The organism is Streptomyces sp. LaBMicrA B280, assembly GCF_049222185.1.
In the GTDB taxonomy this organism is placed as follows: domain Bacteria; phylum Actinomycetota; class Actinomycetes; order Streptomycetales; family Streptomycetaceae; genus Streptomyces; species Streptomyces murinus.
Window position 1 is genome coordinate 99,132 of record NZ_JBMJCT010000006.1, and the last position, 20,219, is coordinate 119,350.

Sequence of the window (20,219 nt, forward strand, 5' to 3'; positions counted from 1 at the left end):
GCGCCGTGTCGCCGCTCACCTCCCGGCCGCCCGCCCCTGCGGACGGCCCCCGCTCACTCCCAGCGGAAGAACTTCCCCGCCGCCGCGAGCCCCACGACCGCCCACACCGCGAGGATCCCCAGATCGCCCCAGGGCATCCCGGCGCCGTGCTGGAGCACGTCCCGCAGGCCGTCGGAGAGGGCGGAGATGGGCAGCAGGCCGAGGATGTGCTGTCCGGCCGGGCCGAACTTGTCCAGCGGCACGATGACCCCGCCGCCGACCAGCAGCAGCAGGAACACCAGGTTGGCCGCGGCCAGCGTCGCCTCCGCCTTCAGGGTGCCGGCCATCAGCAGGCCGAGCCCGGAGAAGGCGGCGGTGCCGAGGATCAGCAGGAGGAGTACGGCGGCCGGGTCGCCGTGCGGGGACCAGCCGAGCGCGAGCGCGATCACCGTCAGCAGGATCACCTGGAGCACCTCGGTGACCAGCACGGACGCGGTCTTCGCGGCCATCAGGCCCCAGCGCGGCAGCGGCGAGGCGGCGAGCCGCTTGAGCACGCCGTAGCGGCGCTCGAAGCCGGTGGCGATGGCCTGCCCGGTGAACGCGGTCGACATCACGGCGAGGGCGAGGACGCCCGGCGCGAGGAAGTCGACGGCCTTGCCCTTGCCGGTGTCCACGATGTCCACGGAGCTGAACAGCACCAGCAGCAGGGTCGGGATGACGACCGTCAGCAGCAGCTGCTCGCCGTTGCGCAGCAGCATCCTGGCCTCCAGGGCCGCCTGTGCCGCGATCATGCGGGGCAGGGGCGCGGCCCCCGGCTCGGGCGCGTACGTACCGGGCGCGGTGGTCATGAGCGCAGCTCCTTGCCGGTCAGCTCGAGAAAGACGTCTTCCAGGGTGTGCCGTTCGACCGAGATGCGGTCCGGCATCACCCCGTGCTGGGCGCACCAGGAGGTCACGGTGGCCAGCAGCTGCGGGTCGACCTTGCCGACGACGCGGTAGGCGCCCGGGGTCAGCTCGGCGGCCGTGCAGCCGTCCGGGAGCGCCTTGAGCAGCGAGCCGACGTCGAGTCCGGGGCGGCCGGAGAAGCGCAGGGTGTTCTCGGCGCCGCCCTTGCACAGCTGCTCCGGGGAGCCCTGGGCGATGACCTTGCCGCCGTCGATGATCGCGACGTCGTCGGCGAGTTCCTCGGCCTCGTCCATGTGGTGCGTGGTGAGGATCACCGACACGCCGTCGGTCCGCAGGTCCCGCACCAGGTCCCAGGTGGCCCGGCGGGCCTGCGGGTCGAGGCCCGCGGTCGGCTCGTCCAGGAAGACCAGTTCCGGGCGGCCGACGACGGCCATGGCGAGCGCGAGGCGCTGCTGCTGGCCGCCGGAGAGGCGGCGGTAGGAGGTACGGCCGCAGCTGCCGAGGCCGAGCCGTTCGATCAGGGCGGCCACGTCCAGCGGGTGGGCGTGCAGCTTGGCGACGTGGCGCAGCATCTCGTCCGCGCGGGCGCCGGAGTACACGCCGCCGGACTGGAGCATCACGCCGATCCGGGGCCGCAGCTCGGCCGACTGCCGCACGGGGTCGAGGCCCAGGACTCGCACCGTGCCGGAATCCGGCTTCCGGTACCCCTCGCAGGTCTCGACCGTCGTCGTCTTGCCGGCGCCGTTGGGTCCGAGCACGGCGGTCACACCGGCCGCGGCCTCCAGGTCGAGGCCGTTCACCGCGGTCTTCGTGCCGTACCGCTTCACCAGGGCCCGGACCTGGACGACAGGCTCACTTCGCATGGGACCTGAGTCTAGGGAGAGCGCGCGCCGATCAGTCGCGGGGGTGCGGGAACTCCCGTACGGGGGGCCGTCGCGCCGCCAGCCACCCCTCGGCGTAGGCCACGGCGTCCGCCACCGGGAACAGCCGGGCGTCGGCCGCGCCCACCGCGCCGCGCAGGACGGGACGCTCCCGCTCGAAGTCGCGGCCCAGCTCCTCGAAGGGCTCGGAGCTGATCGACACCTCGGTGACCGTCTCCCAGCCGCCGCCGGGCGCGGGCCGGCCGACCCGGACGAGCGGACCGGGCGGCCGGTACTCGGCCAGGTGGAAGGCGGTGCAGGCGCCGTAGCCCGCGCCGAGCAGCAGCACCCGGGCGCCCAGCTCCTCCAGGCGGGCCAGGGGGCTTCGCTCGCCGAGCCGGCAGTCGGGGGCGTGGCCGCCGGTGATCTCCCGCGCGCGGGGGCCGACGGCCGCGAAGGAGGTCTGCGGATGGGCGCTGCGCAGGGCACCCGGCCAGGTGCGCACCGTCTCCGGGATCACCCCGACGCCGAGGGTGGGGGTGATCAGGGGGTCGTACGGCGGCATGGTGGCCCGGATCCGGTCCCACCACTCCTCGGGCACCGGCGGGTTCCCCCACTCGGCCGGATCGGAGAGGTCGGAGGACTGGGCCGGGACGACCAGGGTGCCGTGCGGACCGAGCGCGTCGAGGAGTGCACGGACGACCGCCACGGCCCCGCCGTTCACCCACCCGAGGGAACTTAGGGACGAATGTACGAGGAGTGTCTCGCCGCTTTCGACACCGAGCCGCCGCAGTCCGGTGACGATGCCGTCCCGGGTGACAAGAGGCCCGGTCGGAGGGGGTATGGCCATGGCCGGGGAGTCTTGCGGACGGGTGGTCGGGGCGCCACCGGATTCCGTGCCGACCGGCCTCCGGATGATCGATCAGAGATCATTTCCGCAGGTCAGATTAGGTATACCTAAGTGATGCAGGGCACCGTCGATGATCCCGAGGGCGCTTGTCAGGCCCGGATGAATTACGCAACAATGGCGTTGTGAAAAACGTCGACGAGGCTCGGGAGGCCCTCACGGGGGCCCCGCAGGAGGAGCTCGCGACCGGTGAGCGCTCCACGCGCAACCGCGTCGTGCGCTCCATCCTGGACCACGGGCCCTCGACCGTCGCCGAACTCGCGGGCCGGCTGGGACTGACCCAGGCGGCCGTCCGGCGCCATCTGGACGCGCTGGCTGCGGACGACGTCGTGGAGGCCCGCGAACAGCGGGTGTACGGCACGCGCACGCGCGGCCGTCCCGCCAAGGTCTTCGCGCTCACCGACTGCGGCCGCGACGCCTTCGACCAGTCGTACGACAAGCTGGCCGCGGACGCGCTGCGCTGGATCGCCGAGCACGAGGGCGGGCCCGGCGCGGTCTCCGCCTTCGCCCGCGCCCGGATCGCCTCGCAGGCGAGGGCGTACCGCCGGGCGATCGAGAGCGTGAGCCCCGACAAGCGCGCGGAAGCGCTGGCCAGGGCCTTGAGCGCGGACGGGTACGCTGCTACGGCGCGCAGCGCACCGGTCGGCGAGCAGCTCTGCCAGCACCACTGCCCGGTCGCCCATGTCGCGGAGCAGTACCCACAGCTGTGCGAGGCGGAGACGGAGATCTTCGCCGAGCTGCTGGGTACCCACGTCCAGCGACTGGCGACCATCGCGCACGGCGACGGCGTCTGCACGACGTTCATTCCCAAGATTTCCACTGACGCACCTGCAAGCACGGCCGGGAGGAACCCCGCATGACTCTCCCCACGGAGACTGCCCACCCTGAGCTGGAGGGCCTGGGCAAGTACGAATACGGCTGGGCCGACTCCGACGTGGCCGGTGCCTCCGCCCGGCGCGGTCTGAACGACGACGTCGTCCGCGACATCTCCGGCAAGAAGTCGGAGCCGGAGTGGATGACCAAGCTGCGCCTCAAGGGCCTCCGGCTCTTCGAGAAGAAGCCCATGCCGAACTGGGGCTCCGACCTCTCGGGCATCGACTTCGACAACATCAAGTACTTCGTGCGCTCCACGGAGAAGCAGGCGGAGTCCTGGGAGGACCTGCCCGAGGACATCAAGAACACCTACGACAAGCTGGGCATCCCCGAGGCCGAGAAGCAGCGCCTGGTCGCCGGCGTGGCCGCCCAGTACGAGTCGGAGGTCGTCTACCACCAGATCCGCGAGGACCTGGAGGAGCAGGGTGTCATCTTCCTGGACACCGACACCGCCCTCAAGGAGCACCCGGAGCTCTTCAAGGAGTACTTCGGCACCGTCATCCCGGCCGGCGACAACAAGTTCGCCGCGCTGAACACGGCCGTGTGGTCCGGCGGCTCCTTCATCTACGTGCCGAAGGGCGTGCACGTGGAGATCCCGCTCCAGGCCTACTTCCGTATCAACACGGAGAACATGGGCCAGTTCGAGCGGACCCTGATCATCGTCGACGAGGGTGCCTACGTGCACTACGTCGAGGGCTGCACCGCGCCGATCTACAAGTCGGACTCGCTGCACAGCGCCGTGGTCGAGATCATCGTCAAGAAGAACGCCCGCTGCCGCTACACGACCATCCAGAACTGGTCGAACAACGTCTACAACCTGGTCACCAAGCGCGCCGTGGCGTACGAGGGCGCGACCATGGAGTGGATCGACGGCAACATCGGCTCCAAGGTGACGATGAAGTACCCGGCCGTCTACCTGATGGGCGAGCACGCCAAGGGCGAGACCCTGTCCATCGCCTTCGCGGGCGAGGGCCAGCACCAGGACGCCGGCTCCAAGATGGTCCACATGGCGCCGAACACGTCGTCCAACATCGTCTCGAAGTCCGTGGCCCGCGGCGGCGGCCGCACCTCGTACCGCGGCCTGGTCGAGATCGGCGAGGGCGCCCACGGCTCCAAGTCGAACGTGCTGTGCGACGCGCTGCTCGTCGACACCATCTCCCGCTCCGACACGTACCCGTACGTCGACGTCCGCGAGGACGACGTGTCCATGGGCCACGAGGCGACCGTCTCCAAGGTCTCCGAGGACCAGCTCTTCTACCTGATGAGCCGCGGTCTGACCGAGTTCGAGGCGATGGCGATGATCGTGCGCGGCTTCGTCGAGCCGATCGCCAAGGAGCTGCCCATGGAGTACGCGCTCGAACTCAACCGGCTGATCGAACTGCAGATGGAAGGCGCGGTCGGCTGACCGCCCACCGCCCCACCATCACGCCACTGACCTGAGAAAGCGAGCAATACGACAGCCATGGCTGAGGCCCAGAACATCCCGGTGGGCTCCACCACCGCCGGCCAGATCGCGGTGGCCGCGGAGTCGACCGTCGCCACGCGCATGAGCGTGCCCCCGTCCTTCGACGTGGCGGACTTCCCCGTCCCGCACGGCCGCGAGGAGGAGTGGCGGTTCACCCCGCTGGAGCGCCTGCGCGGGCTGCACGACGGCACCGCCGTCGCCACCGGTGACGGCGTCAAGGTCGACGTGCAGGCCCCCGAGGGCGTCGTCGTCGAGACCGTGGGCCGCGAGGACGCGCGCCTCGGCCGGGCGGGCACCCCCGTGGACCGGATCGCCGCCCAGGCGTACTCCGCCTTCGAGCTGGCCTCGGTCGTGACCGTCCCCAAGGAGACCGTGCTCACCGAGCCGGTCCGCATCGCCGTGCACGGCCAGGGCGGCACCGCCTTCGCCCACCAGGTGATCGAGCTGGGCGCCTTCGCCGAGGCCGTCGTCGTCATCGACCACACCGGCGACGCGGTGCTCGCGGCCAACGTCGAGTACGTGCTGGGCGACGGCGCCAAGCTGACCGTCGTCTCCGTCCAGGACTGGGACGACAAGGCCGTCCACACCGCCCAGCACAACGCGCTGATCGGCCGGGACGCGTCCTTCAAGTCGGTCGTCGTCACCTTCGGCGGCGACGTCGTGCGGCTGCACCCGCGTGTCTCCTACGCGGGCCCCGGCGGCGAGGCCGAGCTGTACGGCCTGTACTTCACCGACGCGGGCCAGCACCAGGAGCACCGCCTCCTGGTCACCCACAACACCCCGCACTGCAAGTCGAACGTCGTCTACAAGGGCGCGCTCCAGGGCGACGACGCGCACGCGGTCTGGATCGGTGACGTGCTCATCGAGGCCAAGGCCGAGGGCACCGACACCTACGAGATGAACCGCAACCTGGTGCTCACCGACGGCGCCCGCGTCGACTCGGTGCCGAACCTGGAGATCGAGACCGGCGAGATCGTGGGCGCCGGCCACGCCTCCGCCACCGGCCGTTTCGACGACGAGCAGCTGTTCTACCTGATGGCCCGCGGCATCCGTGAGCAGGACGCCCGCCGCCTGGTGGTCCGCGGCTTCTTCGCCGAACTCGTCCAGCAGATCGGCGTCGCCGACATCGAGGAGCGCCTGCTCGCCAGGATCGAGCAGGAGCTGGAGGCCTCGGTCGCATGAGTTTCGTACGCGCCTGTGGGCTGAGCGAGCTGGCGGAGGGCACCCCCAAGCGGGTGGAACTCGACGGCACGCCGGTCTCGGTCGTCCGTACCGAGGGGGAGGTGTTCGCGATCTACGACATCTGCTCCCACGCGAACGTCTCGCTCTCCGAGGGCGAGGTGGAGGACTGCCAGATCGAGTGCTGGCTGCACGGCTCCGCGTTCGACCTGCGCACCGGCAAGCCGTCCGGCCTCCCCGCGACGCGCCCCGTACCCGTATACCCCGTAAAGATCGAAGGGGACGACGTGCTCGTCTCCCTCACCCAGGAGTCCTGAGGCATCCATGGCAACGCTTGAAATCCGAGACCTGCACGTCACCGTCGAGGCCGACAACGCCACGAAGGAGATCCTCAAGGGCGTCGACCTGACCGTGAAGCAGGGCGAGACGCACGCCATCATGGGCCCCAACGGCTCCGGCAAGTCGACCCTCGCCTACTCGCTCGCGGGTCACCCGAAGTACACGATCACCGAGGGCACCGTGCTGCTCGACGGCGAGGACGTCCTGGAGATGTCCGTCGACGAGCGTGCCCGCGCCGGTCTGTTCCTGGCCATGCAGTACCCGGTCGAGGTCCCCGGCGTCTCGGTCTCCAACTTCCTGCGCACCTCCGCCACCGCCGTGCGCGGCGAGGCCCCGAAGCTGCGCACCTGGGTGAAGGAGGTCAAGGAGGCCATGGAGCGTCTCCACATGGACCCCGCCTTCGCCGAGCGCAATGTCAACGAGGGCTTCTCCGGCGGTGAGAAGAAGCGCCACGAGATCCTCCAGCTCGAACTGCTCAAGCCGAAGATGGCGATCCTGGACGAGACCGACTCGGGCCTGGACGTCGACGCGCTGCGCATCGTCTCCGAGGGCGTCAACCGCGTCCGCGAGACGGGCGAGGTCGGCACCCTGCTGATCACGCACTACACGCGCATCCTGCGCTACATCAAGCCCGACCACGTCCATGTGTTCGCCGGCGGCCGCATCGTCGAGTCCGGCGGTCCGGAGCTCGCGGACAAGCTGGAGAACGAGGGCTACGAGGCATACGTGAAGGGTGGCGCATCCGCGTGACACAGCTGTCGGGCCTCCTCGACACCGAGGCGATCCGCAAGGACTTCCCCGTCCTGGACCGTGTCGTCCACGACGGCAAGAAGCTCGTGTACCTGGACAACGCGGCGACCAGCCAGAAGCCGCGCCAGGTACTGGACGCCCTCAACGAGTACTACGAGCGTTACAACGCCAACGTCCACCGTGGCGTGCACGTCCTCGCCGAGGAGGCCACGGCACTCTACGAGGGCGCGCGCGACAAGGTGGCGGAGTTCGTCAACGCGCCGAGCCGCGACGAGGTGATCTTCACCAAGAACGCCTCCGAGTCCCTCAACCTCGTGGCCAACATGCTCGGTTGGGCCGATGAGCCCTACCGGGTCGACCACGAGACCGAGATCGTCATCACGGAGATGGAGCACCACTCCAACATCGTGCCGTGGCAGCTGCTGGCGCAGCGCACCGGCGCGAAGCTGAAGTGGTTCGGCCTGACCGACGACGGCCGCCTGGACCTGTCGAACATCGACGAGGTCATCACCGAGAAGACGAAGATCGTCTCCTTCGTGCTGGTCTCCAACATCCTCGGCACCGTCAACCCGGTCGAGGCGATAGTGCGTCGCGCCCAGGAGGTCGGCGCGCTGGTGTGCGTCGACGCCTCCCAGGCCGCGCCGCACATGCCGCTGGACGTGCAGGCCCTCCAGGCCGACTTCGTGGCCTTCACCGGCCACAAGATGTGCGGTCCGACCGGCATCGGCGTGCTGTGGGGCCGCCAGGAGCTGCTGGAGGACCTGCCGCCGTTCCTGGGCGGCGGCGAGATGATCGAGACCGTCTCGATGCACTCCTCGACGTACGCCCCGGCGCCGCACAAGTTCGAGGCGGGCACCCCCCCGATCGCGCAGGCGGTCGGCCTGGGCGCGGCGATCGACTACCTCCAGGCGATCGGCATGGAGAAGATCCTCGCGCACGAGCACGCCCTCACCCAGTACGCGGTGGAGCGCCTGGCCCAGGTCCCCGATCTGCGGATCATCGGCCCGACCACGGCCGAGGACCGGGGCGCCGCGATCTCCTTCACCCTGGGCGACATCCACCCGCACGACGTGGGTCAGGTCCTGGACGAACAGGGCATCGCGGTCCGCGTCGGCCACCACTGTGCCCGCCCGGTCTGCCTGCGCTACGGAATTCCCGCGACCACGCGAGCGTCGTTCTATCTGTACTCCACGCCGGCCGAGATCGACGCTCTGGTCGACGGTCTGGAGCACGTACGGAACTTCTTCGGCTGAGAGGCGTGTCGAAAACCGTGAAGCTGGACTCCATGTACCAGGAAGTCATCCTGGACCACTACAAGAACCCGCACGGGCGTGGTCTTCGGGATGGCGACGCCGAGGTGCACCATGTGAACCCGACGTGCGGCGATGAGATCACCCTCCGTGTGAAGTACGACGGCACGAAGATCGCGGACGTCTCGTACGAGGGCCAGGGCTGCTCCATCAGCCAGGCCTCGGCCTCCGTGCTGAACGAACTCCTCGTCGGCAAGGACCTGCCCGACGCGCAGAAGATCCAGGAGACCTTCCTGGAGCTGATGCAGTCCAAGGGCAAGATCGAGCCGGACGACGCGATGGAGGAGGTGCTGGAGGACGCGGTCGCGTTCGCCGGTGTCTCCAAGTACCCCGCGCGGGTCAAGTGCGCCCTCCTGAGCTGGATGGCGTGGAAGGACGCGACGGCCCAGGCGCTGGGTGGCGCCGAAGCCGAAAGGAAGACCGCATGAGCGACACCGTCGAGATGAAGCCGGCCTCGGAGGAGGAACTCCGCGAGGCCCTGATGGACGTGGTCGACCCCGAGCTGGGCATCGACGTCGTCAACCTCGGCCTGATCTACGGTATCCACGTGGACGACTCCAATGTGGCCACCATCGACATGACCCTGACCTCGGCGGCCTGCCCGCTGACGGACGTCATCGAGGACCAGGCCAAGTCCGCCACGGACGGCATCGTCAACGAGCTCCGGATCAACTGGGTCTGGATGCCGCCGTGGGGCCCGGACAAGATCACGGACGAGGGCCGCGAGCAGCTGCGCGCGCTGGGCTTCAACGTCTGAGGACGGTCTGAGAGGACGGCGGCCTGAGGACGGTCTGAGGACGTCCGCACAGGGCTTGTGCGAGGGGCCATGGCAGGGATGCCGTGGCCCCTTTCGCATGCCCGTCGCCGGTCTCGACGCCCGTCGTTCGCCGACTCGTCGCACAGTCGTTATGTACGACCGTACACACCCTATGTACGCTCGTACACATGGGATATCTGACGCTCGCCGGTGCCATAGCCGCCGAGGTGACCGCCACGACGGCGATGAAGTACAGCCATGGCTTCAGCAGGCTCGGGCCCTCGCTGGTGACGGCGCTGGGGTATCTGGTGTCCTTCCTGCTGCTGGCGCAGACGCTGAAGACGGTGCAGATCGGTACGGCGTACGCGATCTGGTCCGGGGTGGGGACCGCGGCCATCGCCGTGCTCGGGCTGCTGCTGTTCGGGGAGGGGCTCGACGCGGTCAAGGTCGCGGGGATCCTGCTGATCATCGGGGGAGTGGTGGTGCTGAACCTCGGCGGGACGAGTCACTGATGGCCCGGCGCTACGACCCCGACCGGCGCCAGCGGATCATCGACGCGGCGATCCGGGTGGCCGGGCGGGACGGGCTCGCCGGTCTGAGCCACCGCACGGTCGCGGCCGAGGCAGACGTACCGCTCGGCTCCACCACGTACCACTTCGCCACCCTGGACGATCTGCTGGTGGCCGCCCTGTGCCAGGCGAACGAGGGGTTCGCCGCGGTGCTCGACGCCAGTGGGGCACTGGCCGACCGCGACCTCGCGGCCGGGCTCGCCCGGGTCCTCGGCGACTGGCTGAACGGCGACCGCCCGGGCGCGGAGCTGGAGTACGAGCTGTACCTCGCCGCGCTGCGCCGCCCGGCCCTGCGGCCGGTCGCCGCCCGGTGGACCGAGGAGACGAGCGCGCGCCTGTCCGCCCGGGTCGACGCGGTGACGGCGCGGGCGCTGCTCGCGCTGATGGACGGGATCTGCCTCCAGGTGCTGCTGACGGGCGGCTCGTACGACGAGGCGTACGCGCGGGAGGCGCTCGGGCGGGTGATCGGCTGACCGGGAGGCGTCCGGCCGGGGCGGGCGGATCGGGTGCAGGCGGATCCCGCGACCGGCACATGAGACACGGTTCGCCCCCGCACCCCGCGCCACGTTAGGTTTTGTCCCATGACCGACACTGCTTCCCGTACCACCGGCGCCGTCGCCGCCGGCCTCGCCACGATCGCCTCCGACGGCACCGTTCTCGACACCTGGTTCCCCGCGCCCGAGCTGGTCGCCGAGCCGGGCCCGGCCGGCACCGAGCGGCTGACCGCCGAGCGCGCGGCCCAGCTGCTGGGCGGCGGCGCGACCGCGGCGATCGGCCCGGACGCCCGCAGGGGCGTCGAGGTGGTCGCGGTCCGTACGGTCATCGCCTCGCTGGACGAGAAGCCGCTGGACGCGCACGACACCTATCTGCGGCTGCACCTGCTCTCGCACCGCCTGGTCAAGCCGCACGGCCAGAACCTGGACGGCATCTTCGGCCACCTCGCCAACGTCGCCTGGACCTCGCTCGGCCCGGTCGCCGTGGACGACATCGAGAAGGTGCGGCTGAACGCCCGCGCCGAGGGCCTGCACCTCCAGGTCACCTCGATCGACAAGTTCCCCCGCATGACGGACTACGTGGCCCCCAAGGGCGTCCGCATCGCCGACGCCGACCGGGTCCGCCTGGGCGCGCACCTGGCCGAGGGCACCACCGTGATGCACGAGGGTTTCGTCAACTTCAACGCCGGCACGCTCGGCACCTCGATGGTCGAGGGCCGGATCTCCGCCGGTGTCGTCATCGGCGACGGCTCGGACATCGGCGGCGGCGCCTCCACCATGGGCACCCTGTCCGGCGGCGGCAATGTGATCATCTCCGTCGGCGAGCGCTGCCTGGTCGGCGCCGAGGCGGGCGTCGGCATCGCCCTCGGCGACGAGTGCGTGGTCGAGGCGGGTCTCTACGTCACCGCCGGTACCCGCGTCACCATGCCCGACGGCCAGATCGTCAAGGCCCGCGACCTGAGCGGCGCCTCCCACATCCTCTTCCGCCGCAACTCGGTCACCGGCACGGTCGAGGCCCGCCCGAACAACGCGGTCTGGGGCGGTCTGAACGACATCCTGCACAGCCACAACTGACCTGCCCGGCCCGCCCGGAGCGCCCCTCGCCCGTGTGGTGGGGGGCGCTCGGTCATGTCGGGGACAGGCCGGCCGCGAACTCCGCCAGGGTGGTGAAGTCGCCCGCGCGCAGGCCGATGCGGGGGTTCACCGGGTGCAGCAGGGCCGGGCCGGGGTGGTGGTCGGCCACGAACACCGCGTCCTCGGTGCCCTGTTCGTCGTCGACCCAGGCGAACGGGCGGCCCCCGGCGTACGAAACGATCGTCTCCGTCTTCCAGTGCACCCCGTCGGGGCGATGCGCGAACAGGCCCGCGCCGAAGTCGACGTACGGCAGTTCGGGCAGTCCGAGGACGGGGGCGATCCAGCGGTTGGCCTCGGCCATCCAGGTCGTCGCCCAGCACAGCTCGTAGCCGAGGGCCAGCAGCGCGGGGCCATGGGCCGGGTTCAGCCAGACCCGCAGGGGGCGGCGGGAGGCCAGCGGCACCCGGATCGTCGTATATCCCTCGGGCCGGCGCTCCCGTTGGGCCGCGTACGGGTTCAGCGGACCGTCGACGTCCAGGAAGAGCAGGGGGCGGCTCACGGGGACACCGTACGGCAGGCGGGGGGAGCGCGGATCAGGATTCGGTCAGTTCTTCGAAGCGCGTGTGCAGTTCGGCCGTCGTCCCGGGGGAGGCGGGCAGCAGCGGGGCGCGGACCGGGCCCGCGGGCAGGCCGAGCCGGTTCAGCAGGGCCTTCGCGGTGACCGTGCCGGGCAGGCCCGCGGCCGTCATCGCCTCGATCAACGGGGTCGCCCTCAGCTGGAGTTGCCGCGCCCGCGCGGTGTCGGCCGCGTCGAAGGCGTCGAGGACGGCGCGGATGTGGCGCGGGACGGCGTTGGCGACGGTGCTGATACAGCCGGCCGCGCCGATGGCGTAGAAGGCGAGGTTGTGTTCGTCGCAGCCCGCGTAATAGGTCAACTCCGCCTGGGCCAGCACCTTCTGGGTGCCCAGCAGATCGTAGGAGCAGTCCTTGACGCCGACGATCCCGGGGTGCTCGGCGAGGCGCAGGATCGTCTCCGGGGCGATACGGGTGCCGGTGCGGCCCGGGATGTCGTAGAGCAGGACCGGCAGTCCGCTCGCGTCGGCGACGGTGCGGAAGTGCGCGGCGACGGCCTCCTGCGGGGGCCTGCTGTAGTAGGGGGCCACGACCAGGACGGCGTCGGCGCCCGCCTTCTCGGCCGCCAGGGCCAGTTCGGTGGTGTGCCGGGTGTCGGCGGTGCCGATGCCCGCGATCAGCGGGATCCGCGCGCCGACCGCCTCCCGTACGGCCGTGATCAGCTCCGCCTTCTCGCCGTCGGTGGTGGTCGGCGACTCGCCCGTGGTGCCGTTGAGGACCAGCCCGTCGCAGCCCTCCGCCACCAGATGGGCGGCCAGTTCCTGGGCGCCGGCCCGGTCCAGTGCCCCCTCCTCGGTGAAGGGGGTGATCATCGCGCAGAGGACACGGCCGAAGGGTGAGAAGCCTTGTGTGATCGTCATACCCGTTAGTGTCGGCGGGTCCTCGATGTAGCTCTACTTAATTTTTCTTCAGAGTATCGGTAAGTTTGCTTACCTGTTCGCCTGCCTGTTCAGGTGTGGCGCAAGGTCGTGTGTCCAACTCGGCCGTTCATGGGTCACTATGGGCGAAGGGTCATCACCGACGTCAGCCATGGAGGCACCATGAAGCTCGGCAAGGCACTGGCCACCGGGGTCGCCGAGGAGCGGCCGGACATCCGTGACGAGGAAGAGACGGTCCGGCGGCCCGCCGAGGCCGCCCGTACCGCACCGGCCGAACCGGCCCGCGAAGAGGTCCCGGCCGGCCGATGAGGCCCCGGCTCCCGGCGGAACGCCCCACGGAGCCGCCGACCGGCTACAAGATCGCCCACCCGGTGCTGTCCCAGGACGGCACCCGGGCGGGGTTCACCGGGGTGTCGCTCGGCGGTGCGCTTCCCTACGGGGCGCTCGACCAGGCGTCCTGTGTCTACGGGCGCAGGCACCGCCCTCCCGCGCGCCTGTGCGACTGCGGTTTCCACTGCGTCCACGAGCGCACCGCCGCCGACGCCCTGCGCTGCACCGCCGAGCACCGCACCGCGCTGCTCCTCGAAGTCTCCGTGCTCGGCGCCTACATCCGCTTCGAACGCGGATTCCGCTACGCCCGCCAGCGGGTGCGCACCGCCACCGCGGGCCCCTGTGCCTGCGGCGCCACCGCGACCCTGCTGGCCGACGCCGGCTGGGGCCGCCCCGGCTGGCGTGCCCTGGCCCCCGGCTGCGCGGGCTGTACGCGCGGCCGTACGTCCGTCACCCTCGCGGAGTTCGCCCGGCTCGCCGGGGAGGGCCTGCGGGTACGGGCGGACGGCGGCGTCCCGGCCGGAACCGTCACCGAGACGGCGCCGGGCATCGAGACGGCGCCGGGCACCGAGATGGGGGTGCCCGAACTGGTCGCCGAGGCGGCCCTGTTGCAGGCGCGGCTCGACTGGTTCCAGTCCCAGCTCGCGCGGCTCGGCGACCGCGGGACCGGCGGAGCGGACAAGGGCTGACGCTCCCCGGCCCGGGTACCCGGATGTTCCCGTACAGAAAGGAGGCGGGACACCGTGACCATGACCTCGCACACGCGACCGCACACGCGCCCCGCACTCGACGGCCACCCCTCCACGGGGGAACTCGTCAATCGCGCCACCGAACAGCTCTCCCTGCTGCTGCGGCAGGAGGTCGCCCTCGCCAAGGCGGAGCTGGCCCAGAAGGGCAAGCGCGCCGGAACCGGCGGCGGGCTGCTGGGTGCCGCGGGCGCCCTCGGCTACGTCGGGCTGATCGTGCTGGCCGGCGCGGCCACCGCCGCCCTCGACCTGGTACTGCCCCTGTGGGCGGCGGCGCTGACCGTCGCGGTCGCGCTGTTCCTGGTGGCCGCCGTGCTGGCCGCCACCGGACGCGCCCAGCTGCGCCGCGCCGGATCGCCCATGCCCGAGGAGACCCTCGGCAGTGTCCGGGCCGATGTCGACGTGATCAAGGAAAGGGCACATCGATGACCCACAGGAACCCGCACGGCTCGGGCGCCAAGGGCCCCGACGAGCTGCGCGCGCAGATCGAGCAGACCAGGAACCAACTCGGTGACACCGTGGCCCAGTTGGTGGACCGCGTCGATGTGAAGGGGCGCGCGCGGGCGCGGGCCGCCGATCTGAAGGACAAGGCCGGTGCCATGAAGGTGCAGCTGCGCTCCAGTGCTGCCCAGGCCGGGCACGGCGCCCAGGGCCGGGCCACGCACGCGGCGCACGCGATGAAGGGACGGGCCGCGCAGGCGGGCCACGCGGTGCAGGGGACGGCCGCGCGCACCGGGCACACGCTCCAGAGCCGGGTCGCCCAGCACGGCGGCGGCTCCGCTGACGGGCAGCCGCTGCGCGACCGCGCGCTGGAGGCGGGGCGCCAGGCCCAGAGCAGGGCGATGGACGCCGGGCACCGCGTGCAGGACCGGGCGCCCGCCCGCAAGGCCGCCGAGGGCCTGCGGCCTGCGCGGGGTGCCGCGCCCGGTGCTGAGATCGCGGCCGGGGTGCTGCGCGGCGGCCGGAGCCGTGGCACGACCCGTGGCGCGTCCCGCGTCATGAACCGCCGCCCCTGCTCCTGCTGAGGATCTGAGGGGAGTACCTGAAGGGCCCCCGGCGCCCGCCCCCGCCCCTTTCCCGGCATGCCGTTTCCACCCTCCCACCGAAAACTGAGTCCGTCTGGACAAAAAAAGTTTTCGGTGGGAGGGTGGGCGCATGCTGGATGTGACCGTGATCGAGGACCCCGAGACCGCGGCCGTGTCGCTGGACCCCGTGCGGGCCCGGCTGCTCGCCGAACTGGCCGCCGGACCCGCGTCCGCCGCGATGCTGGCCGGCCAGGTCGGACTGCCCCGCCAGAAGGTGAACTACCACCTCAAGACGCTGGAGCGGCACGGCCTGGTCGAGCTGGCCGGGGAGCGCCGCAAGGGCAATGTCACCGAGCGGCTGATGCGCGCGAGCGCCGCGTCGTACGTCATCTCGCCCGCCGCCCTGCCCGCCGTGCAGCCGGACCCGGACCGCTTCCGGGACCAGCTGTCCGCGCGCTGGCTGCTGGCGCTCGGTGCCCGGCTGGTGCGCGATGTCGGCACGCTCATCGGCGGTGCGGCCAGGGCCCGCAAGCCGCTCGCGACATACGCCCTGGACGGCGAGGTGCGCTTCGCCTCCGCCGCCGACCGCGCGGCCTTCGCGGCGGAGCTGACGGCGGGCGTCAGCGCCCTGATCAGCAAGTACGACGCCCCGGACGCCGAGGGCGGCCGGGACCACCGGGTCGTCGTCGCCCTGCATCCCGCGGTCAAGGACCGGCCCGCAGCCCTGGAACCCGCACCGGAAGCCGAGTAGGAGCCCCGCCATGAGCAAGGAGTTCGAGATCGTCCGCGAGTTCGAGGTCGATGTCCCGCCGGAGCGGGTCTGGGCGGCGGTCACCACCGGGACCGGGGGCTATCTGTGGCCCATGGAGCCGCCCGAGCCGCGGACGGGCGGGCGGGGGCCGTTCGGCTCGACCGTCGTCGTCTGGGAGCCGCCGCACCGCTACGTCAACCGCAGCGAGGACGTGGGCATGCCCACGCAGTCGCTCAACCAGCTCGACCACACCATCGAGCCCCGCGACGAGGGCCGCCGCGCCTTCGTGCGCTACGTCCACAGCGGGATCTTCACCGATGACTGGGACACCCAGTACGACGGCGCGAACAAGCACACCGACTTCTATCTGCACACCCTGCGCGAGTATCTGACGCACTTCGCGCCGGCCCCGGTCGCCTTCGCGCAGCTGACCGGTCCCGCGTCCTCGGCCGTACCGGAGGCGCTCGCCACCGCGGCCCGCGCGCTCGGACTGCCGGACGGCGCGGCCGCGGGGACGAAGGTGAGCGTCCGCGGACCCGGCGGGCGGGCCCTGTACGCCGTACTCGACTACCGCGAGCCGGAGTTCATCGGACTGCGCACCGAGGGTGCCCTCGTCCGCTTCTTCGGCCGGGGCCGCTGGGGCGCGCCGCTCGGCATCAGCGTGCACGACTTCGCGCCGGGCGCCGATGCCGAGGCGGACGGGGCCGCCTGGCAGGACTGGCTGAACGGGGTGTTCAGCCAGTCCTGAACCCCTCCTGGATCAGGGGCGGAAGCGCAGCACCTGCGGGTCGTGGTCGCTGATCTGGTCGTTGAACTCCGAGTTGATGTGCACGCTGTCGTACTGGAACGAGTCGCGGCGCACCGCCGGGCTGATCAGGATCTGGTCCAGGACCTGCGAGTTGCCCTCGTAGTCGTAGGTGTAACGCTCGCTCCTGGGCAGCGACTTGATCGCCGACCACAGCTCGCCGTCACCCTCCAGGATCTTCGCGGTGCCGGAGAACTCGAAGTCGTTCATGTCGCCGAGGGCGAGCACGTTCGCGTTCTTCTGGACCTTCAGGAGGTCCTTGACGAACGCGTTGACCTCCTGCGCCTGGGCGTGGCGCTGGGTCTCCGAGCTGCGCGTGACCGGCTGGTACTGCGCGGTCAGGCTCTGGTCGCCGCCCTTGGAGATCAGGTGGTTGGCGATCACGAAGACGGTCTTGCCCTGGAAGACGAACTGGCCGACGAGCGGCTTGCGGCTGTCCTCCCAGGCGGCGCTGGCCGGGTCGATCCGGCCCGGGGACGCGGTCAGCTGGGCCTTGCCGTGCTCCTTGACGACGCCCACCGCGGTGGTGGAGTCGCCGCCCGCGCGGTCCACGAAGGACACCCGCTCGGGGTTGAACAGGAACACCTGGCGGATGTTGCCGCCGGGCTCGCCGCCGTCCTTGTCGTTGACCGGGTCGATGGAACGCCAGTCGTACTTCGGGCCGCCCGCCGCGACGATCGCGTCGATCAGCTTGTTCACCGTGACGCTCGCGTCGACCGTGCCGTCGTCCTTGGCACCGTTGTTGTCCTGGATCTCCTCCAGGGACACGATGTCGGGGGACTGGAGGTTGTTGACGATCGCCGCGGCGTGCTGGTCGAAGGTCTTGTCCGACGGGTCGAGGTTCTCGACGTTGTACGTCGCGACCGCGAGCTGCTTGCCGGTCTGCTTCTTCGTGGTCTCGCGCTGGAGACCACCGCTCTTGAGCGTCCCGATCTGGCCGGCGACCAGGGTGTAGCCGCCGTACTGGTTGAAGTCCATCGGGCCGGTGGTGGTGCCGGTCAGCGTGTCGCCGACGTTCGCCTTCGGGAAGTCGGCGGTGGCGCCAAGCGACTGGATCTGGAGGCGGCCGGTGTTCTGCGAGTCGTAGGACCCGTAGACCGTGCCACCGCGGCGGTCGTGGTGCTCGTGCGGCTTGACCGTGACCCACAGCTCGGCGTACGGGTCGGTGGCGGTGACCACGTGGGCGTTCTTGACCTGGACGTTCATGCCCTCGAGGGACTCGTAGTAGTCCAGGGCGTACTTCTTGGGCTGGAGCGGCAGGTTGTTGATCGAGCCGCCGTTCGCGGTGTCGCCCTGCGGGGTGTACCGGCTCGGCACCGACCTCGCGTCGATGACGACCGGCGCCGGGACGGCGTTGCCGGTGGAGACCGTGGTGATCGTGGGCTTGGTGATCTCCGTGACGGACTGCTCACCGGAGGCGGTGCCGCCCGGGACGTACTCGGAGACCGTGCCGGTCACCGTCACCGAGTCGCCGACCGCGACCTTCGGCGTGGAGCTGGTGTAGACGAATATGCCCTCGCTGGTGGCCGGGTTGTCGTCGGGCGTCGTGTCCTGGAGCCAGAAGCCCTTGGACGAGCCGTAGGTGCGCGTGGCGGTGACGATGCCCGGCACGTCCGTCACCTTCTGCCCGGCGTACGGCGACAGGCGGGTGGTGCCCTGGATGTCGTGGATGCGCACCGCGTCGGCGTGCGCGGGGGAGGTGAGGACGACGGCCGACGCGGCGGAGCAAACAGCGGCGACGGTGAGCGCGGCGAGACGCGCGGTGGACCTGCTCGGCAAGGGATCCCTCCGGGGATGTTACGGGCGCCGGGACGAGGTGGATCGGGAGCGTGTGGGGGCCGTTGCCCTCCGTGACACGCATAGAGCCGAGTGAACGGTCGTTCCCCGACTTCTACGCGCGTCAATCTCCAGCCTGCGCCCGGGACTTGTCAAGGTTTCGGCCATGTACTGGGGTTGACGGGGAGATGAACCGGGCGGCATGGGCCCATATCCGTCTAGGCTGAGGGGCTGAGCACGTTTCACGGTCCGAGGAGATCCAGCCGATGTCAGACAGCTCCCCCCTGCCGCCCGTACGGCTGCACTCCGAAGCGGAGCTGGCACGCGCCGCGCTGGCCACGCCCCTGCTCGCGCGGGCGGCCCGGCTCGCCCGCTGGGCCGGCCCCGACACCCGGGTGGACGCGGGCGGGAGCCTGGCCGAGGAGCAGCTTCCCGCCGCCGCCGACCAGCTCGGCCTGACCGGCGACGACGCGGCCGCCTACGCCGCCGAGGCCTGGCGCGTCGCGCTGGACTCCGGCCTGGTCGAGATCGCCGACGAGGACCGCGGGACGGTCCGCACCGGCGAGGCGCTGGCCCGGCTCACCGGTTCCCCGCAGGAGGTGCTCACGGTGTGGCTCGCCGCGCTGGAGACCGTGCTGGCGGACGCGAGCGTGCCCGATCTGGACGATCTGGTGGACGCGCTGGACGAGGGCGGGGAGATCGATTTCGCGTCACTCGACTGGGACCCCGAGTCCGAGGCCGACTTCCTCGACGGGGTGCTCGGCAACCTCTATCTCCTGACGGTGAGTGAGGACGGCGCCGGGGACGGGCCGGTCCCGCTGCCCGCCCTCGCCGCGTCGATGATCGTGCCGGACGACATGGACGAGCCCACCGACGACGTCCTGGAACAGGTGTCCGACGCGATGATGCGCCTGGACGACCAGTTCCGGACGCTGGAGCCGGTCGGCCTGGTCGAGTACCGGCCGGTGGACGAGGCGTTGATGGCCGACGCCGACGAGGAACTCGCAGCGCCGGTGGAGGAGGCCGATGTCTCCCGCTACGGCATGGTCCGGCTGACCCCGCTCGGCGCGTACGGGCTGCGGGCGCGGCTGCTGGAGGCCGGTTTCGAGGCGCCGGTGGTCGGCGAGTTCGCCGACAAGGGGGCGGACGTACTGCTGGAGGGCACCGCCGCGTTCGGCCCCTCGGCCGCCCTCGCCGAGACCGAGCTGTGGCTGAACCGCCATGAACCGCTCTCCGGCGCACGGGAGTTGCTGGCCGCGGCCCGGGGTGCCGACGCCGGGGGGCCGCTGCGCCGGCTGCGCTGCCAGCAGGCGCTGTCCCTGGTCGGCGGGGAGGCCGAGCCCGCGCTGCGAGAGGTGCTGGACGACCCCGAACTCGGCGGTCTCGCCCGGGTGTGGCTCAGCGAGCGGGGCGCCGCCGAGGTGCCCGCGCCCTCCCAGGACCTGGTGTTCTGGCTGACCATCGACACCGTCGCCGCCCAACTGGCCGCCGAGGGCAACTCCGAGGAGCTCCAGGCCCTGGTGGAGGGGCTCGCCGAGCAGCACAGCGGGTTCTTCGCGGCCGCGTGGCGGGTGGAGCACCCGGCGACGGCCGATGTGCTGGAGGCGATGGGACGGCTGCACCCGGACAAGAAGGTGGCCAAGGAGGCCCGCAAGGCCGCGTTCAAGGCGCGGTCGCAGCAAGGGGGTTGAGAACCGGCTCGCCGTGACGCTTGGTTCGCTCTTGGGGTGGCGCATACGGTTTCTTGAACAAGGGTGTCCCTGGTGGCCCCGCGTTCAACTGCCGTTCAGGCGCCGCCGGGAGCGTGTGCGCCG

24 protein-coding genes are annotated in these 20,219 nt (G+C 71.1%); 18 read left to right on the plus strand and 6 right to left on the minus strand.

Going from position 1 to position 20,219, the window contains the following annotated elements; all coding sequences use genetic code 11:
• Positions 1-53: 53 nt before the first annotated feature.
• From ACLF5H_RS06030 to ACLF5H_RS06040, 3 genes are read right to left on the minus strand one after another with little or no spacing between them, the layout of a single operon-like run.
• Positions 54-827 (minus strand): ABC transporter permease, encoded by a 774-nt coding sequence (locus ACLF5H_RS06030; protein WP_421675015.1) that lies wholly within the window; start codon positions 825-827, stop codon positions 54-56.
• Positions 824-1,747 (minus strand): ABC transporter ATP-binding protein, encoded by a 924-nt coding sequence (locus tag ACLF5H_RS06035; protein ID WP_421675016.1) that lies wholly within the window; start codon positions 1,745-1,747, stop codon positions 824-826. Before ACLF5H_RS06035 ends, ACLF5H_RS06030 begins: the two co-directional genes overlap by 4 nt.
• A gap of 31 nt (positions 1,748-1,778) precedes the next feature.
• Positions 1,779-2,594, minus strand: a complete 816-nt coding sequence (locus ACLF5H_RS06040; protein ID WP_421675017.1) for an aminoglycoside N(3)-acetyltransferase — start codon at positions 2,592-2,594, stop codon at positions 1,779-1,781.
• 182 nt (positions 2,595-2,776) lie between these two features.
• Here ACLF5H_RS06040 and ACLF5H_RS06045 point away from each other — a divergent pair, with 182 nt between their 5' ends.
• From ACLF5H_RS06045 to dapD, 11 genes are all read left to right on the plus strand, one after another.
• Entirely contained in the window at positions 2,777-3,511 is a 735-nt protein-coding gene (locus tag ACLF5H_RS06045) for a helix-turn-helix transcriptional regulator (RefSeq protein ID WP_421675018.1), read from the plus strand.
• Complete coding sequence (gene sufB / locus ACLF5H_RS06050; RefSeq protein WP_037656716.1) at positions 3,508-4,929, plus strand: Fe-S cluster assembly protein SufB; 1,422 nt, start codon at positions 3,508-3,510, stop codon at positions 4,927-4,929. The genes ACLF5H_RS06045 and sufB overlap by 4 nt, the downstream gene beginning before the upstream one ends.
• A gap of 57 nt (positions 4,930-4,986) precedes the next feature.
• Complete coding sequence (gene sufD, locus ACLF5H_RS06055) at positions 4,987-6,171, plus strand: Fe-S cluster assembly protein SufD (RefSeq protein ID WP_421675019.1); 1,185 nt, start codon at positions 4,987-4,989, stop codon at positions 6,169-6,171.
• Complete coding sequence (locus ACLF5H_RS06060; RefSeq protein WP_421675020.1) at positions 6,168-6,485, plus strand: bifunctional 3-phenylpropionate/cinnamic acid dioxygenase ferredoxin subunit; 318 nt, start codon at positions 6,168-6,170, stop codon at positions 6,483-6,485. The genes sufD and ACLF5H_RS06060 overlap by 4 nt, the downstream gene beginning before the upstream one ends.
• Before the next feature lie 7 nt (positions 6,486-6,492).
• On the plus strand, positions 6,493-7,257 hold the full coding sequence (sufC, locus tag ACLF5H_RS06065) for a Fe-S cluster assembly ATPase SufC (RefSeq protein ID WP_037656713.1): 765 nt from the start codon (positions 6,493-6,495) through the stop codon (positions 7,255-7,257).
• Entirely contained in the window at positions 7,254-8,510 is a 1,257-nt protein-coding gene (locus ACLF5H_RS06070; protein ID WP_421675021.1) for a cysteine desulfurase, read from the plus strand. The genes sufC and ACLF5H_RS06070 overlap by 4 nt, the downstream gene beginning before the upstream one ends.
• Positions 8,511-8,527: 17 nt before the next feature.
• Positions 8,528-8,995, plus strand: a complete 468-nt coding sequence (sufU, locus tag ACLF5H_RS06075; RefSeq protein ID WP_037656711.1) for a Fe-S cluster assembly sulfur transfer protein SufU — start codon at positions 8,528-8,530, stop codon at positions 8,993-8,995.
• Positions 8,992-9,324: a metal-sulfur cluster assembly factor gene (locus tag ACLF5H_RS06080; RefSeq protein WP_086807134.1), complete on the plus strand. Its 333-nt coding sequence runs from the start codon at positions 8,992-8,994 to the stop codon at positions 9,322-9,324. The genes sufU and ACLF5H_RS06080 overlap by 4 nt, the downstream gene beginning before the upstream one ends.
• 188 nt (positions 9,325-9,512) lie before the next feature.
• Positions 9,513-9,836, plus strand: a complete 324-nt coding sequence (locus tag ACLF5H_RS06085; protein ID WP_046417100.1) for a DMT family transporter — start codon at positions 9,513-9,515, stop codon at positions 9,834-9,836.
• Positions 9,836-10,366 (plus strand): TetR/AcrR family transcriptional regulator, encoded by a 531-nt coding sequence (locus tag ACLF5H_RS06090; RefSeq protein WP_421675022.1) that lies wholly within the window; start codon positions 9,836-9,838, stop codon positions 10,364-10,366. Before ACLF5H_RS06085 ends, ACLF5H_RS06090 begins: the two co-directional genes overlap by 1 nt.
• A gap of 108 nt (positions 10,367-10,474) precedes the next feature.
• Positions 10,475-11,461: a 2,3,4,5-tetrahydropyridine-2,6-dicarboxylate N-succinyltransferase gene (dapD, locus tag ACLF5H_RS06095; RefSeq protein ID WP_421675023.1), complete on the plus strand. Its 987-nt coding sequence runs from the start codon at positions 10,475-10,477 to the stop codon at positions 11,459-11,461.
• Positions 11,462-11,513: 52 nt separating this feature from the next.
• On the opposite strand, the gene ACLF5H_RS06100 is transcribed toward dapD, so the two are convergent.
• Together ACLF5H_RS06100 and dapA are read right to left on the minus strand one after the other, a co-directional pair.
• Complete coding sequence (locus ACLF5H_RS06100; protein WP_421675024.1) at positions 11,514-12,020, minus strand: hypothetical protein; 507 nt, start codon at positions 12,018-12,020, stop codon at positions 11,514-11,516.
• 34 nt (positions 12,021-12,054) lie between these two features.
• Entirely contained in the window at positions 12,055-12,954 is a 900-nt protein-coding gene (gene dapA / locus ACLF5H_RS06105) for a 4-hydroxy-tetrahydrodipicolinate synthase (RefSeq protein ID WP_421675025.1), read from the minus strand.
• Positions 12,955-13,134: 180 nt separating this feature from the next.
• Between dapA and ACLF5H_RS06110 the strand changes: the two genes are divergently transcribed.
• The 6 genes from ACLF5H_RS06110 to ACLF5H_RS06135 all read left to right on the plus strand — a co-directional run bounded on the left by ACLF5H_RS06110 (position 13,135) and on the right by ACLF5H_RS06135 (position 16,572).
• The gene (locus ACLF5H_RS06110) at positions 13,135-13,281 is read left to right on the plus strand and encodes a hypothetical protein (protein WP_421675026.1); all 147 of its coding nucleotides are present in this window, start codon (positions 13,135-13,137) and stop codon (positions 13,279-13,281) included.
• Positions 13,278-13,991: a hypothetical protein gene (locus ACLF5H_RS06115; RefSeq protein ID WP_421675027.1), complete on the plus strand. Its 714-nt coding sequence runs from the start codon at positions 13,278-13,280 to the stop codon at positions 13,989-13,991. Before ACLF5H_RS06110 ends, ACLF5H_RS06115 begins: the two co-directional genes overlap by 4 nt.
• A 60-nt stretch (positions 13,992-14,051) precedes the next feature.
• Positions 14,052-14,477 carry a phage holin family protein gene (locus ACLF5H_RS06120; RefSeq protein ID WP_085568451.1) on the plus strand — a complete coding sequence of 142 codons (426 nt, stop codon included), beginning with the start codon at positions 14,052-14,054 and terminating at the stop codon, positions 14,475-14,477.
• Positions 14,474-15,073, plus strand: coding sequence for a DUF3618 domain-containing protein (locus ACLF5H_RS06125; RefSeq protein ID WP_421675028.1), 600 nt, complete (start codon positions 14,474-14,476; stop codon positions 15,071-15,073). The genes ACLF5H_RS06120 and ACLF5H_RS06125 overlap by 4 nt, the downstream gene beginning before the upstream one ends.
• 130 nt (positions 15,074-15,203) lie before the next feature.
• A complete protein-coding gene (locus ACLF5H_RS06130) occupies positions 15,204-15,824 on the plus strand; it encodes an ArsR/SmtB family transcription factor (RefSeq protein WP_421675029.1) in 621 nt (206 codons plus the stop codon).
• A 10-nt stretch (positions 15,825-15,834) separates the two neighbouring features.
• The gene (locus ACLF5H_RS06135; protein WP_421675030.1) at positions 15,835-16,572 is read left to right on the plus strand and encodes an SRPBCC domain-containing protein; all 738 of its coding nucleotides are present in this window, start codon (positions 15,835-15,837) and stop codon (positions 16,570-16,572) included.
• A gap of 12 nt (positions 16,573-16,584) precedes the next feature.
• Here ACLF5H_RS06135 and ACLF5H_RS06140 read toward each other — a convergent pair whose 3' ends face one another.
• Positions 16,585-18,408, minus strand: coding sequence for an endonuclease/exonuclease/phosphatase family protein (locus tag ACLF5H_RS06140; RefSeq protein ID WP_421675031.1), 1,824 nt, complete (start codon positions 18,406-18,408; stop codon positions 16,585-16,587).
• A gap of 263 nt (positions 18,409-18,671) precedes the next feature.
• Between ACLF5H_RS06140 and ACLF5H_RS06145 the strand changes: the two genes are divergently transcribed.
• A complete protein-coding gene (locus tag ACLF5H_RS06145; RefSeq protein WP_421675032.1) occupies positions 18,672-20,096 on the plus strand; it encodes a hypothetical protein in 1,425 nt (474 codons plus the stop codon).
• Positions 20,097-20,219: the final 123 nt, after the last annotated feature.